The organism is Streptomyces sp. NBC_00341, assembly GCF_041435055.1.
Taxonomy (GTDB): domain Bacteria; phylum Actinomycetota; class Actinomycetes; order Streptomycetales; family Streptomycetaceae; genus Streptomyces.
In genome coordinates, this window is sequence record NZ_CP108002.1 from 7,392,778 (window position 1) to 7,407,212 (window position 14,435).

Annotated in this window: 7 protein-coding genes and 1 riboswitch; of the genes, 5 read left to right on the forward strand and 2 right to left on the reverse strand. The window is 72.5% G+C overall.

Annotation, left to right across the window (positions count from 1 at the left end; translation table 11 throughout):
• Positions 1-105: 105 nt before the first annotated feature.
• Positions 106-1,590 (reverse strand): alpha/beta hydrolase, encoded by a 1,485-nt coding sequence (locus OG892_RS33245; RefSeq protein ID WP_371631013.1) that lies wholly within the window; start codon positions 1,588-1,590, stop codon positions 106-108.
• A gap of 181 nt (positions 1,591-1,771) precedes the next feature.
• Positions 1,772-1,918: riboswitch (cobalamin riboswitch) on the forward strand.
• A gap of 101 nt (positions 1,919-2,019) precedes the next feature.
• Here OG892_RS33245 and OG892_RS33250 point away from each other — a divergent pair.
• From OG892_RS33250 to OG892_RS33270, 5 genes are all read left to right on the forward strand, one after another.
• Positions 2,020-3,129 carry an iron ABC transporter permease gene (locus OG892_RS33250; protein WP_073735125.1) on the forward strand — a complete coding sequence of 370 codons (1,110 nt, stop codon included), beginning with the start codon at positions 2,020-2,022 and terminating at the stop codon, positions 3,127-3,129.
• On the forward strand, positions 3,129-3,911 hold the full coding sequence (locus tag OG892_RS33255) for an ABC transporter ATP-binding protein (RefSeq protein WP_371631014.1): 783 nt from the start codon (positions 3,129-3,131) through the stop codon (positions 3,909-3,911). The genes OG892_RS33250 and OG892_RS33255 overlap by 1 nt, the downstream gene beginning before the upstream one ends.
• A gap of 15 nt (positions 3,912-3,926) precedes the next feature.
• Positions 3,927-4,958 carry an ABC transporter substrate-binding protein gene (locus OG892_RS33260; protein WP_371631015.1) on the forward strand — a complete coding sequence of 344 codons (1,032 nt, stop codon included), beginning with the start codon at positions 3,927-3,929 and terminating at the stop codon, positions 4,956-4,958.
• A 224-nt stretch (positions 4,959-5,182) separates the two neighbouring features.
• Positions 5,183-8,932: a S8 family serine peptidase gene (locus OG892_RS33265; RefSeq protein ID WP_371631016.1), complete on the forward strand. Its 3,750-nt coding sequence runs from the start codon at positions 5,183-5,185 to the stop codon at positions 8,930-8,932.
• Between the two features lie 133 nt (positions 8,933-9,065).
• Complete coding sequence (locus OG892_RS33270; protein WP_371631017.1) at positions 9,066-12,362, forward strand: S8 family serine peptidase; 3,297 nt, start codon at positions 9,066-9,068, stop codon at positions 12,360-12,362.
• Between the two features lie 66 nt (positions 12,363-12,428).
• Here OG892_RS33270 and OG892_RS33275 read toward each other — a convergent pair whose 3' ends face one another.
• On the reverse strand, positions 12,429-14,324 hold the full coding sequence (locus tag OG892_RS33275; protein WP_371631018.1) for an alkyl/aryl-sulfatase: 1,896 nt from the start codon (positions 14,322-14,324) through the stop codon (positions 12,429-12,431).
• Between the last annotated feature and the right edge of the window lie 111 nt (positions 14,325-14,435).

A 14,435-nucleotide genomic window follows, 5' to 3' on the forward strand; every position in this document is an offset into this window, starting at 1 on the left:
GGTCAAACGGGAGAAGTGCCGAACGGGAGAAGCGAGGGTCACGGACCTGGCGTCGCCCGGTGGCTCAGTAAGGCCGGCCCCGGGTGGAACGAGAGGCCCCGGTCGTCAGGACGGCTCGGCGGGGCAGCTGGTGTCCCGTGCCGGGACCGCCAGGTCGGTGAGGTAGCTGTCCACGGCGTTCTCCATGCACGGGCCGCTGGTGACGCTGCCGTGCCCCCGGTCCTCGTAGGTGAGGAGTACGCCGCTGCGGCCGAGCTGCCGGGCCACCGACACGGCCCACGGGTAGCCGGTGGCGGGGTCGTGCAGGGCGTTGGACAGCAGGACCGGCGGGGCGCCGGGCGCGTCCAGGCGGTGCTGCGGGTTGGCGGTCGGCGCGCCCAGACAGGCCGCCGCCATGTGGATCGACAGCAGGTAGGGCAGGTCGGGCGCGGTCACGTTCATTGCGGCGACGAGCGAGGCGTACTCCCGGTAGTCGCGCACCGGCAGCTGCCAGTCCGAGCAGAAGACCGGGGTGGCCGGCGGCAGCGGCGCTGTCCCGGTGGGTGATGCCGGCAGCGGCTTGCTCGCCTCCATCCCCGCGATCACCGTGGCCAGTCCCGCGTAGTCGGCCTCGTAGAACCTCCGGAACGCGTACTTGTTGACCAGGTCCGAAGCCGACAGTGACCTCCCCGGACTGTCCGGGTCCGCCAGCTCGCCGCGTGCGGCGCGGGCCAGCAGGCCCTGCCAGACGGCGCGGACGTCGCGGCCGTGCAGCGCGCAGTCCGCCGCACCGGCGCACCACTTCACGAACTCCTGGAACGAGTCCTGCGCCGCGGCCGCCTCCGAGCGCAGGAACTCACGGGTGGCCGCGACGCTGTGGTCCATCACGCTCTCCAGCACCATCGCGCGCACGCGCCGCGGGTAGGTCTCGGCGTACTGGGCGCCGAGCAGCGTGCCGTACGAGCTCCCGTAGAAGGTCAGTTTCCGCTCGCCGAGGGCGGCCCGCAGCGCGTCCAGGTCACGGACCGTCTGCCCGGTGTCGAGGTGCTCGAACACCGGGCCGGTACGGGCCCGGCAGTCGGCGCGGAGCCGCCTGTTGTACGCCAGGGTGGCGTCGAAGTCGGCCTGGCTCCTCAGCTCCGGTGACGGCCGTTCGGCGAGCAGGTCACCGGAGCAGGTCACCGGGTTGCTGCCGCCCACGCCGCGCGGGTCGAAGCTGACGATGTCGAACCTGCGGCGGACCTCGGGGCTGAACCGGTTGATCCCGCTCACCACCCTCTCCACACCCGAGTCGCCCGGCCCGCCGGGGCCGAACACCATCGAGCCGACGCGTGCCCCGGGTTCGGTGGCCTTGCGGCGGGCCACGGCCAGGTCGAGTCTCGGCCCGTCGGGGCGGTCCCAGTCGACCGGCACCGAAAGCGTGGCGCACTCGGCTCCCGGTTTCGCCGGGGCGGCACACGGTGCCCACCGCAGGGCCGCCGTCGCGGGCGGCGACGCGTGGACCGCGGGAGCGGCGGCGAGGCCGGCGACGGCGGTCGTGGCAGCGGCCACGGCCGTGGCCGTGCCCCGTGCGGCGACGAGCCGCAGCGCAGATCTGTCCCTGAACGGCATGGATCCTCCTTGCGAGGAGAGCGGTTGTGTCAGGCGTGCGGACCCGGCCGGGGCACCCGCCGTCACGTTAGGTGCGCCGTCGCCCGTGTGGTGCCCGCATCAGGGGCTTCTCCGGGTCGGGTCAGGGACCGCTCGGGGACCGTTCAGGGGGATCGGGGGCGATCGGGGCGCGGGGGCCCAGATAAGGAGGGGTCCGTGCCGTACCCGTAAGCTGCTCACGCCCCGCGGGGGAAGTCCGGTCGAATTCCGGCGCTGACCCGCAACGGTAGGCGGAGCCGTCCTGATGGCTCCGCGAGCCCGATTACCCGCGGCGGTGAAAGCTCCTGTCAATTCGCCGTGGACTGCGAGAGGTGCTGCACAGGGCGCCTCGCGTCCGGGCCGCTCCTTCGATCGTGCAGACGCACGGCCTGAGGTGAAAGCGATCCGAACGTGGTCACTCCCCTCGAACGCATACCAGCCCCGCCCTCGCGCGCGGCGCGCGCCGGTGGCGGGCCCGCCCCTCCCCGGCGCGTTCCCCTGCCCCTGCTGGTGATCACGCTGTGTGCCCTGCTGCCGCTCTCCCTGGTCTGCGGCGCCGGAATCGGTGCCTCCGGGATTTCCTGGGGAGAGGTGTCGCGCTACCTGTGGGCCGGCCTGACGGGACAGCGGATCGCTCCCGGCGAAGTTGCCGGGTACACCATCGTGTGGGAGCTGCGCTTTCCACGAGCCTTGCTGGCCGCGGTCGTCGGAGCCGGACTGTCCGCGATCGGCGTCGCGGTGCAGGCCATGGTCCGCAACGCCCTCGCCGACCCGTTCGTCCTCGGCATCTCCTCCGGCGCGGCCGTCGGTGCCAACGCCGTGCTCATCTTCGGGGTCTTCGGCGCATTCGGCGTCTGGGCGCTGTCCACGGCAGCCTTCCTCGCCGCACTCCTCGCGATGATGCTCGTGTACGCGGTCGCCCGCACCGCGCGCGGACTGACCCCGCTGCGCCTGGTCCTGACGGGCACGGCGATGTACTACGGCTTCTCGGCCATCACGACGTTCATGGTGTTCGCCGCGGAGCGGGGCGAGGCCGCCCGCTCCGCGATGATGTGGATGCTGGGCAGCCTCGGGGGCGCCACCTGGTCCTCCGTACCGATCGCCGCGGGCGCCACGATCGGCGGCCTCGCCCACCTCTGGTGGTCGGCGCGCCGGCTCAATGCCCTGGCGATGGGTGACGAGACCGCCGCCGCGCTGGGAGTGGACGCCGGGAGACTGCGCAAGGAGCTGTTCCTGGTCTCCGCCGCGGTCACCGGGGCACTGGTGGCGGTGAGCGGCGCGATCGGCTTCGTCGGGCTCATGGTCCCGCACGCCGCGCGCATGCTGGTCGGCGCGGATCACCGCCGTCTGCTGGCCGTCGCACCGCTCGCGGGCGCCGTCCTGCTGATCTGGGTGGACATCCTCTCGCGGGTGCTGCTCGCCCCGGCCGAACTGCCGCTCGGCGTACTGACCGCGATGATCGGCGTACCGTGCTTCATCCTGCTCATGCGCCGCCGCTCCTACACCTTCGGGGGCGCGTGATGCGGATCGATATCGACGCGCTGACGGTCGAGATCGCCGGCGCGCGGCTGGTGGAGGAGATCACGCTGCGGGCGGGCGCGGGTCAGCTCGTCGGCCTGGTGGGGCCCAACGGCAGCGGGAAGTCAACGCTGTTGCGCTGTGTCTACCGGGCCCTGAGCCCCTCCGCCGGCACCGTCCGGATCGGTGGCGAGGACCTGCACGCCCTGAGCCCGCGGGAGAGCGCCCGCCGACTGGCCGCGCTTCCCCAGGAGTCGAGTCACGAGTTCGACTTCACCGTCGCCGAGATCGTGGCGATGGGAAGGATGCCGCACCAGGGACCGACGGCCCGTGCGTCCGAGGAGGACCGGCGCACGTGTGAGGCGGCGCTGGCGGAGGTCGGGGCCGGCCACCTGGCCGACCGGGGCTTCCTGACCCTGTCCGGAGGCGAGAAGCAGCGGGTCCTGATCGCCCGCGCCATGGCGCAGCAGCCACGGGCACTGGTGCTCGACGAACCCACCAACCACCTGGACATCGCCCAGCAGCTGGAGGTGCTGGCCCTGGTACGGGCCAGCGGACTGACCGTGCTCACGGCGTTGCACGACCTCAATCTCGCCGCGCTCCACTGCGACGTCCTCCATGTCATCGACCGGGGCCGGATCGTCGCGTCGGGCGCCCCGCACGACGTACTCACCCCTGAGCTGCTGGCCGAGGTCTTCGGCGTCCGGGCGCATCGAGTACCGCACCCGGAGACCGGCGCCGTACAGCTGATCTTCGACCGCCTCCTCCCCGTCGACCCTTCCTAAGGAAGCACTGCCACCATGCCCAGCCCGATACGTCCCTCCGCACTCGGCCTCGCCCTCGCCGCTGTCATGGCCCTCAGCGGCTGCGGCGCCGAGATCACCCCGCAGGACGGGAACGACAACAGGAGCGCACCCGCGGCCGGAGGCCACTACCCGGTGACCGTCGAGAACTGCGGTGAGAAGAAGACCTACGACAAGGCGCCGCAGCGCGTGGTCACCAACGACGTCGGTATCACCGAGATCATGTTCGCCCTGGAACTCGAAGACCATATGGCGGGCTATGTGATGCCCGACGACAAGGGCGATCTGACATCCGTCCCCTGGAAGGGCGGCTACCGGAAGACCGCCTGGCTGTCCAAGGAGACGATCAACAAGGAACTCGTCCTCGACGCACGCGCCGACCTGGTCTTCGCGGGCTGGAACTACGGCTTCAACGAGGGCGACGGATTCACCCCGGCAGCCCTGAAGAAGGTGGGCATCGACTCCTACCTGTTGAGCGAGTCGTGCCGCAACGGGCAGGGGAAGGCGCGAGGAGTGATGCCGCCACTCGACGCGCTCTACACCGATCTCCGGAACCTGGGGAAGATCTTTGACGTCGAGAAGCGTGCCGAATCCCTGATCGCACGGTTCCGGAAGGAAGTGGCCCAGGCACAGGCGACCGCCCTGAAGGGCGCCGACCGGCCGAGGGTGTTCCTCTACGACGACGGCCGGGACAAGCCGCTGACCTCGGGCGCCTACGCCGGACCGCACGACATCATCACCAGGGCCGGCGGCGATCACGTCATGAAGGACCTCAAGGACACCTGGACGACGGTGGGATGGGAGACCGTCGTCGAGCGGGACCCCGAGGTGATCGTCATCAACAACTACGGGGACACGAGTGCGGAGCAGAAGCGGAAGTTCCTGAAGTCCTATCCGCCGCTGGCCAATGTGTCGGCGATCAAGAACGACCGCATCGTCGTCCTCGACTACGTGGACCTCGTCGAGAGCCCGCGCAATCCCGCAGCCATCGCCTCACTCGCGGCAGATCTGCGGAAGACCCGGAGCTGACCTGCCGCTGACCGGTGGCGGTGGCGGGTGGCTGCGGCTGCTCGCCGGCCCCCGCCACCGGGGGCCGGCGGTGCCCGGGGCGACGAACCCCGCGAACCTCCGATGAGGCGCCATCGGTGTCGGGATTACGTCATGGCGGTCACTCGCCAGCCCCAAAACGCCCACCGAGAGGGCGAATTGGCGACGCTGCTGGTCCAACACCCCTTTGGACCAGGAGCTGTCCTGTGAGACGCACCCGACCCTGGCGGTCCACGGCTGCCGGCCTCGCGACCGTCGCTCTGCTGGCCGCCGCGATACCCGCGGCACACGCCGTGACCGCGCCCGCCCCGCCGACCGGCACGGGCGCCACGGCCGCCCGCACCGCGACCGTCACCCTGATCACCGGTGACGTGGTCGACGCACGCGTGGCCCCCGACGGCCGGATCCTGTCCGCCGCGCCACGCCCCGTGGACAGCGCCGACCACCCCGCCGCCGTCTGGCAGGACGGCACCCGTACCTACGTCTTCCCCCAGGGCGTCGAGAAGCTGGTGGACACCGGGCTCGTCGACGCACAGCTCTTCGACATCGGCGGACTCGTTGCGGACGGCTACGACGACGCGCACTCCGCCACCGTGCCGGTGATCGTCGAGTACGGGGGCGGCCGCGCGCCGCGCACCGCCAGTCCGGGGACGCGGACCACCGCCACGCTCGACTCCATCGGCGGCGCCGGCCTCGCCGTCGCCAAGGACACCGCCGCCGACGCCTGGCAGGACCTGACCCCGGTGAAGGCTTCGGCCCGCTCGTCCGGCGGTGTCGCCAAGATCTGGCTGGACGCCAAGGTCAGGGGCTCCGCCACTGGCGCACCTCCCACCCCGACCGTCCCGCTCACCGGGGCGGGCGCCGCCCACAAGGCGGGGCTCGACGGTTCCGGCGTCAAGGTCGCCGTCCTGGACACCGGAGCGGACGCGGACCACCCGGACCTCGCCGGCCGGATCACGCGGACCAAGGTGTTCGTCAACGGCCAGGACGCCGAGGACCGCACCGGCCACGGCACCCACACCGCGTCCACCATCGCCGGCACCGGCGCCGCGTCCGGCGGCCGGTACGCGGGGATGGCACCGGGGGCCGGACTCCTCGTCGGCAAGGTGCTCGGTGACGACGGCTCCGGCACGCTCAGCGGCATCGTCAGCGGCATGGAGTGGGCCGTGGCCGAAGGCGCGAAGGTCGTCTCCATGTCGCTCGGCGCCGACGGCGCCACCAGCTGCGCGGGGCCGGACGTCGAGGCGGTCCAACGCCTCAGCGACCAGGCCCTGTTCGTCATCGCGGCGGGCAACGCCTCGCTGCGCGGCACCGTCTCCACGCCCGGCTGCGCACCGAGCGCCCTCACCGTCGGCGCCGTCGACCGCCACAACGAGACCGCGCCCTTCTCCAGCCGGGGCCCCTCCGCCGACGGGATCAACGCCAAGCCCGACATCGCCTCCCAGGGCGTCGACGTCGTCGCCGCCCGCGCGGGCGGACGAGGCGCCCAGGCGTACCAGTCGATGTCCGGCACCTCGATGGCCACCCCGCACGTCGCGGGCGGCGCCGCGCTCCTCCTCCAGCAGCACCCCGGCCTCGCGCCGGCCCGGCTCAAGGCGCTGCTCACCTCGTCGGCCGAGGACACCGACGCGCCGGTCCTGGACCAGGGCGCGGGCCCGATGGATGTGGCCCATGCGATATCCCAGCCGGTGACCGGTCAACCCAACGCGTTGATCGGTGACTTCGCGTACCCGCAGGCCGGCCTTGAGCCGGTCGAGAAGGCCATCACGCTGACCAATGCCACGGACAAGGACGTCACCCTGACCCTCGCGGTGCGCGACGTGCGCGGCGACGACGGCTCCCGCGTCCGGGGGTTCGCCGCACCGGCCCGTACCAGGGTCAGGGTGCCCGCGCACGGGACCGCCGACGCGCCGGTCCGTATCGACCCCGCGGTGAAGCTCGACGCCGGTGCCTACGGCACGCTCACCGGACGCCTCGTCGGCACGGGCGCCCATGGCGTGCGCGTCACCGTCCCGTTCGGCGCGCACTTGGAGGTGCCGTCCGCCGACCTGACGGTCAAGGGCCTCGACCGGCACGGCGACCCGGCGGCGTCCCCGTCGGCGTTCCAGCTGTTCGACGACCACCGCGACACCGCGATGCGGTACACCCTCGGCTACCCGGACGCGGGCAGCACCACGATCCGGGTGCCGCTCGGCACGTACGCCCTCAGCGCCCTGATCATGACCCGGGACGAGCCGGGCAACATCGGCAGCGTGGCCTCCGTGTCCCAGCTCTACCGGCCGGAGGTCACCGTCTCCGGCGACACCACGGTCACCCTGGACGCCCGCGCCGCCGAGCGGATCGCGTGGGACACCGAGCGCGCGAGCCGGCCCAACGGGTTCGCGATCGGTCTGACCTACGGACTGGACGGCACCGGGCGACTGCTCGCCGGATACGCCACCTCCGTCCCCTCGTACGCCAAGGCCATCTACGCCCAGCCGGTCCGGCACGCGGAGAAGGCCACGTTCCTCGCGTCGGCCCGGCAGACCGCGCCGCTCGCCCGGTTCACCTCGGGGGGCGGGCGGGTGCTGGACTCGCTGCCGGTACAGAAGGCGACGGAGTTCGACGGCAAGGGCACGGCCGAGGTCGTCGCGATCGGCAAGGGAACGGACGCCGACTTCGCCGCCCACGATCTGACGGGCAAGGTCGCCCTGGTCGACGCGGGCACGGGCGGCGGCAACGCCTACACCTGGGACCCGGCAGCCGCGAAGGCCGGCGCCGCCGGAGTCCTGGCCGCCGTCCCCGACAGCGAGGGCCGCTTCCAGATCACCGGCCCCGAGGGGGGTGTTCCGCAGGCCACCATCACCTGGGACGACGCGCTCACCCTCAAGGCCGAGGCCGCGCGGTCGGGTTCGGCAAAGGTCGGCTGGTCGGGCACCGCGAGCGCCCGGAGCCCGTACGTCTACAACCTGGCGGTCGTCTCGAAGGAGGCGATCCGGCCCGGCACCCAGCGGGTGCGCGACAGCGGGCTCGCCGTCACCGACGCCCGCTACCACGTGCAGCAGGCCGGCGGTGACGCCACGTACTGGTCCGACGTACAGGTCGGCCTGCCCGGCATGCCCGCCGTGTGGGCGGGCGGCACCACACTGCCGCTGCGCGCCCCACAGCAGCGCACCGAGTTCTTCACGCCATCGGGCAGCGAGGGCCTGACCTGGACGACCCTGATGCGCCGCGACCTCGGCCCGAACAGTGGCACCGCCTATGACGGACCACGTGAGGTGCGGCGGGGCAAGTCCACGGCGTACTGGTACAAATCGCCGTACGGTCCCGTGCGCAACACCTACAGCGCCGCGCTGATGACCCGGGACAGCAACCGGCTGTCCTTCACCGTCGCCCCGTTCGGGGATGCCGGCGGCCACGACTCCACCGCCGCCCGGAACGACTACGGCACCCGGCAGCTGCTGGTGAACGGCGAACCGCAGGCCATGGTGTCGGGCATCTTCGAACTTCCGCAGGCAACGGCAGATGTGACGTACCGCCAGACCTGGCGGCGGCCCGCGTCGGCCGCCGACCGCACCGGCCTCGCGTACAGCACCGCGTGGGACTTCCGTTCCGGCGCCGCGGACCAGGGCGCCCAACGCCTCCTCGTCCCGGTCCTCGACCTCCCGTCCGATCTGCGCAACTCCCGCCCGGCGGGGGAGACGACCACGGTCGGTGTCGGTGCCGTCGTGGACGGGGCGGACGGCCCGGTCTCCCTGGCGGACGTCGAAGTCCAGTACTCCTACGGTGACCAGGCCACCACGGACGCGGTCACCGACTGGCGCGTCGCGGACGTGCGGCGGTCCCACGGCACGTGGCGGGCGACGGTCCCCGGCGACGCGCCCGCGGGCACGTTCGTGCACCTGCGCGTCACGCTCACCGACGGACACGGCGCACGGGTGGACCAGACGATGGTCCGCGCGTACGAGGTCCGCTGAGCGACACCGCGGAGCCTGCCCCTCTCCCGTGACGGTTCCGAGTCGTCAAGTCGCCACCGCACAAACCTGGTTGATGTCCCCGGCGATACCAGGATTTCCGCACGTCCTCGCTCCGCGACCCTTGGGGGTTCTCGTGCACGTCAGATCCATCGTGGCCGCTGCCGGCATGCTGGCAGCGCTCATACCCGCCGCCACCGCCGCCCACGCGGCGGACCCGGCCGGACCGGCCACCGAACCCCGTACGCCGGCGGCCACCACGTTCACCGTGCCGCTGCCCACCGGCGACACCGTGACGGTCGAACGCACCGGTGCCCGGATCGGCTCGGCCACCGTCACCCCCGGACCCGGCCGGAAGAACGTCACCTTCACCACCGGTTCCGTGGGGAGCGGCGACGTCAGCGTCGTGCCCTCTGACGCCGAGCCGCTGCTCGCCGCGGGCCGGCTCGACCCCCGCTTCTTCGACGTGAAGGCCCTGCTGGACGCCGGATACGGCACGAAGGGCGTCGGCGCCCCCGGCGCCGTGCGGATGATCGTCCAGCACGCCAAGGGCGCGGGCGCAGCGAGCAGAGCACGCGACGCGGCAGGCGGGGCGGCCCGTCCCGGGCGCGCGATTCCCCGTCTCGGCCTGACCGGACTCGCCCCGCACGACGGCACCGACGCGGTCGGCACGTGGAAGCGGCTGACCGCCGGGAACGGCCGCTCGCTCACGGGCGGTGCGGACAAGCTGTGGCTGGACGGCCGGATGCACGTCGCCCTGGACAGGAGCGTCCCCCAGATCAACGCGCCCCAGGCCTGGGAGGACGGCTACACCGGCAAGGGGGTCACGGTCGCCGTCCTCGACAGCGGCTACGACTCCGACCATCCGGACCTGGCGGGCCGGGTGACGGTCTCGTCCAACTTCCTCGGCGGCGACACCGCGGAGGACGACAACGGCCACGGCACCCACGTGGCCTCCACCATCGCCGGCGTCGACAGCACCTACCGGGGTGTGGCCCCCGACGCCTCGCTCGCGGTCGGCAAGGTCTGCGACAGCACCGGCTCCTGCCCCACCTCCGCGCTCCTCGCCGGTATCGACTGGGCCGTCAACACCGTCCACGCCAAGGTCGTCAACCTGAGCCTGGGCGGCCCCGCCGACGAGACGGACCCGGCGGTCGCGGTCATCAACGACCTGTCGGCGAGCACCGGCACGCTCTTCGTCGTCGCCGCCGGCAACGACGGCGAGTACGGGAGCTCCACGGTCGGCGCGCCCGCCATCGCGAACGCCGCCCTGGCCGTGGGCGCGGTCGACGCCGACGACGAACTGGCCGCGTTCTCCAGCCGGGGCCCACGCCCGAGCGACAACGCGGTGAAGCCCGACATCACCGCGCCCGGCGTCGGTATCGTCGCGGCGAAGGCGGGCGGCGGCCACACCGCCAAGAGCGGCACGTCGATGGCCACGCCGCACGTGGCCGGCTCCGCCGCACTCGTCGCGCAGGCGCACCCCGGCTGGAACGGCGAGCAGATCAAGACCGCGCTCATGAACAGTGCCGAGCCGAACCCGAAGCGCGCCGCCTACCAGCAGGGCACCGGCCGGGTGGACGCGGGCCGCGCAGTCCGGCAGACGGTCCTCGCCTCTCCCGCCAACCTGACGACGACGCCCGGCTGGTCCGACGGCGCGGGCAGCGACACCGAGCACACCGTCACCTTCAGCAACTCCGGCGACAGCGAGACGACGCTCTCCCTCGCCCTCGACAAGCCGCTGTCGCCCACCGCGCAGCCGGGCAACGCCGAGCAGTTCTCCGTCGACCGCGACCAGGTCACCGTCCCCGCGCACTCCACCGCGACCGCGACCGTCACCACCCGCGCCACCCTGTTGCCGCACGGCCCGTGGTCCGCGGTCCTCACCGCCTCGCAGGCCGGCAAGACCGTCACCCGTACGATCCTCGGCGTCAACAGCACCATCCCGACCCACCAGTTGACGCTCCACGCGGAGCAGCGTGACGGCGCCCCGGCCACCGGAACCGCCCTGGTCGTCAACCGCTGGACCGGCGACCGCTACCCGGTCCGGATCAACGAGGGCACCGCGACGGTGCCCGTGCCCGAGGCGCAGTACTGGATCGGCATGACGATCAACAGCGGCACCGGCACGGAACGCACCACCACCATGGCCGCCACGTCCGTCACCCCCGTCGCGGACACCACGGTCGACCTCGACGCCCGCACCGCCGCTCCGGTCCGGGCGGACGTGCACGACCGCGCGGCCCACGCCACGGCCGTACAGGCCGCGCTCGCGCTGCCCGCCGGCACCGGCACGTACACCCTGAGCGTCGTCACCACCGGTGAGCGCGCCGGACAGTCGCTGTTCGCGACGCCGTTCGCGGAGGCGGACGCCACGTACCGTACGTTCGCCGTGTTCGCGGCCGAGGGCGCCTCGTCGCAGTCGCCCAGCCCGTTCTTCTACCATGTGGCCCGCACCTGGCACGACGGTGTCCCGGCCCGGCCCGCCTTCTCCGTCCAGCGCCGCGAACTGACCGACGTACAGGTCCACTTCAACGCCCAGGGCGCCCCCGCCGCCGGTACCGCCGGGGCCACCCCGGACGACGACGTCCTGCTCCCGCTCTTCGTCGACCAGCAGGTCGGCTTCCCCTCGACCGTGCGGGACTACCGCACCCCGGGCGAATGGCTGGACCGGGCCTCGGTCGCCGGGCGGCAGTCCCTCGCGACCTCGGCGCAGGCGTTCGGCCCGCGCGCGCTGAACCGCCTGGACTTCGCAGCCGCGGTGGTCGGACCGGGGCTCCCGGCCGCGCCCGCCTACCGGACCGGCGACTCCGTGGTCTGGGCCGGCACGCCCTGGTTCACCGACGGCGACGGCAGCCGGGGCGGGACCGACTGGGGCGCTTCGGGCACCCTGACCCTGGCCAGGGACGGCCAGCGGGTGAGTGCGTGGAATGCCATCGGCAGCGCCAGGACCATCCCGGTTCCGGCGGGCCCCGGCCGCTACACGCTCGACGCGGACATCAGCCGCGACCAGCCCTACGCCACCGTGTCGACCCGCGTCCAGTCCGCGTGGAGCTTCGACTCGGACACCGACGACGGCGCCGGGACGATCCTGCCGCTCATGGCCGTCCGGTTCACCCCGCACGGCCTCGACGCCTCCGGCGGCGCACCCCGCCACGCCCGGACCCGGGTGGACGTGGCGGTCCAGCGCGCACCGGGCGCCGTCGAAGCCACGGTCGCCCCCGCACGGCTGGAGGTCAGCTGGGACGACGGCGTCACCTGGCACGCGGCCGAGCTCACCGAGGGCCGGCACGGCACGCCCGCGCACGCCGACCTGACCGCCCCCGCGGGCGCCGCGTACGCGACCCTGCGGGCCACCGTCGCGGCGAGCGACGGCAGCGCGGTCGAGCAGACCGTCACCCGCGCCTACCAGGTCAACAAGGCCCGCCGGTAGAGCGGAACGTGAGTGGACCGGACCCCCTCAGGGGGCCCGGTCCACTCGGCCCGGAACGGGCGGTGCTCAGGGCGTGACGATGGCGAAGTCCGGGTCCGGGGCGCTGAGGTGGCCGAGGAGCTCGGTGATCTTCGCGGCGTCACCGGTGATGGTGGCGCGTCCCGGGAGTTCCGACGGGGGGAGGCTGCCCAGCAGGACGGCGCGCAGAGCGGCCTCGTCCAGAGCCACCTCGACGTCCGGTGCGTGCGCCGCAGGGCCGGTCCCGGACACGTGGGTGAGCACACCGTTGTGCAGCCGCAGCGTGACGGGCTCCCCGCCCGCCACGTTCCAGCGCACGGTGATGTCCGCGTCCCAGCTGCGAGGACCGTCGACCCGGATGGACAACGCGTCGAAGAGCTGGTCCAGCGAGAGGACTCTGAGGAAGTCCGGGGACGCGGTGACGGTCGGCGACCCGACCGGGCCCAGGCGCAGTTCCAGCGCGCCCGTCAGGTAGAAGTTGCGCCAGGTGCCGTTCTCGCTGCCGTACCCCAGCTGCTCCAGCGCGTCCGCCTGCAGAGCGAGGGCCTCCGCATGGGTCGGGTCCGCGAAGACGACGTGGTTCACGACCTGCGCGACCCAGCGGAAGTCGCCCGCGTCGAAGGCCTCGCGTGCCCGGCGCACCACCTCGTCGGCGCCGCCCATGAAGTCGACATACCGCTTCGACGCCTCGATGGGCGGGTGTTCCCACAGGTGGGCCGGGTTTCCGTCGAACCAGCCCATGTACCGCTGGTAGACGGCCTTGGTGTTGTGACTGACGGAGCCGTAGTAGCCGTGGGTGTGCCAGGCCCGCTCCAGCGCCGGAGGCATTTCGATGGTCTCGGCGATCTCCAGCGGTGTCATTCCCTGGTTGATCATCCGCAGTGTCTGGTCGTGCAGATAGGCGTACAGGTCGCGCTGTTCGGAGAGGAAGCGCTGGGCCTTCTCCCGTCCCCACACGGGCCAGTGGTGGGAGGCGAAGGCGACATCGGTGGAGTCCCCGAACAGCGTGATCGCCTCGGTCAGATACAGGGCCCAGACCCGCGGGTCACGGACCTCCGCGCCCCGGAGGGTCAGCAGGTTGTGCAGGTTGTGGGTCGCGTTCTCGGCGAGGCACAGCGCCGCGTGGTCGGGGAAGTGGATGTTCAGCTCGGACGGGGCCTCGGTGCCGGGGGTGAGCTGGAAGACCATGCGGATGCCGTCGACGGTCTCCGTCTGCCCGGTCCGGGTGATGTCGAGCGTCGGCGGGATCAGGCCGACCGATCCCGTCGAGGTCGTCTGTCCCAGACCCGCGCCGATCTGCCCCTGCGGGCCCTTGGGCAGGGCGGCCCCGTACATATAGGCGGAGCGGCGTGCCATCGCCGTGCCCGCGTACACGTTCTCGCTGACCGCGTGCTCCAGGAAGCCCTCCGGCGCGATCACGGGCACGCCCCCGGCGACGTCCTCCTCCGTGATCACGCCCTTCACGCCGCCGAAGTGGTCGACATGACTGTGCGTGTACAGCACCGCGGTGACCGGGCGCTCTCCACGGTGGCTGCGGTAGAGCGCGAGCGCCGCGGCGGCCGTCTCGGAGGAGATCAGCGGGTCGATCACCAGGACGCCGCGCTCGCCCTCGACCACCGTCATGTTCGACAGGTCGAATCCGCGGATCTGGTAGACGCCCTCCACGACCTCGAACAGTCCGTGCTCGGAGACCAGACGGCCCTGCCGCCACAGGCTCGGATTGACGGTGGACGGGCAGTCCTGGGCCAGGAACCCGTAGGCGTCGAGATCCCAGACGGCCGTTCCGTCGGCCCCGGCGATCTCGCTGCTCTGCGCCGTTCCCATGAACCCGCGCCGCGCGTCGTCCATGTCCTTGGTGTCATCGAACGGGAACCGGCCCAGAACATCCTCGTTGGCCCGGCTGATCGAGGACTGAGCAGGCTTGGACTGCGGATTCCCGGACATGGAGCGCTCCCTCGCGACAGACTGAGGCACCCCGTCGACTGCCCTGCCCGCCAGCGTTGCCCCGGCAGCGGCCCGCTGCCAGCAGAGCTACTCCGAACGGCATACACACGG

Bases quoted from the DNA above. Each gene is read 5' to 3' on its own strand.
- OG892_RS33245 (WP_371631013.1), bottom strand. From the start codon at position 1,590: ATGCCGTTCAGGGACAGATCTGCGCTGCGGCTCGTCGCCGCACGGGGC.
- OG892_RS33255 (WP_371631014.1), top strand. From the start codon at position 3,129: ATGCGGATCGATATCGACGCGCTGACGGTCGAGATCGCCGGCGCGCGG.
- OG892_RS33260 (WP_371631015.1), top strand. From the start codon at position 3,927: ATGCCCAGCCCGATACGTCCCTCCGCACTCGGCCTCGCCCTCGCCGCT.
- OG892_RS33275 (WP_371631018.1), bottom strand. From the start codon at position 14,324: ATGTCCGGGAATCCGCAGTCCAAGCCTGCTCAGTCCTCGATCAGCCGG.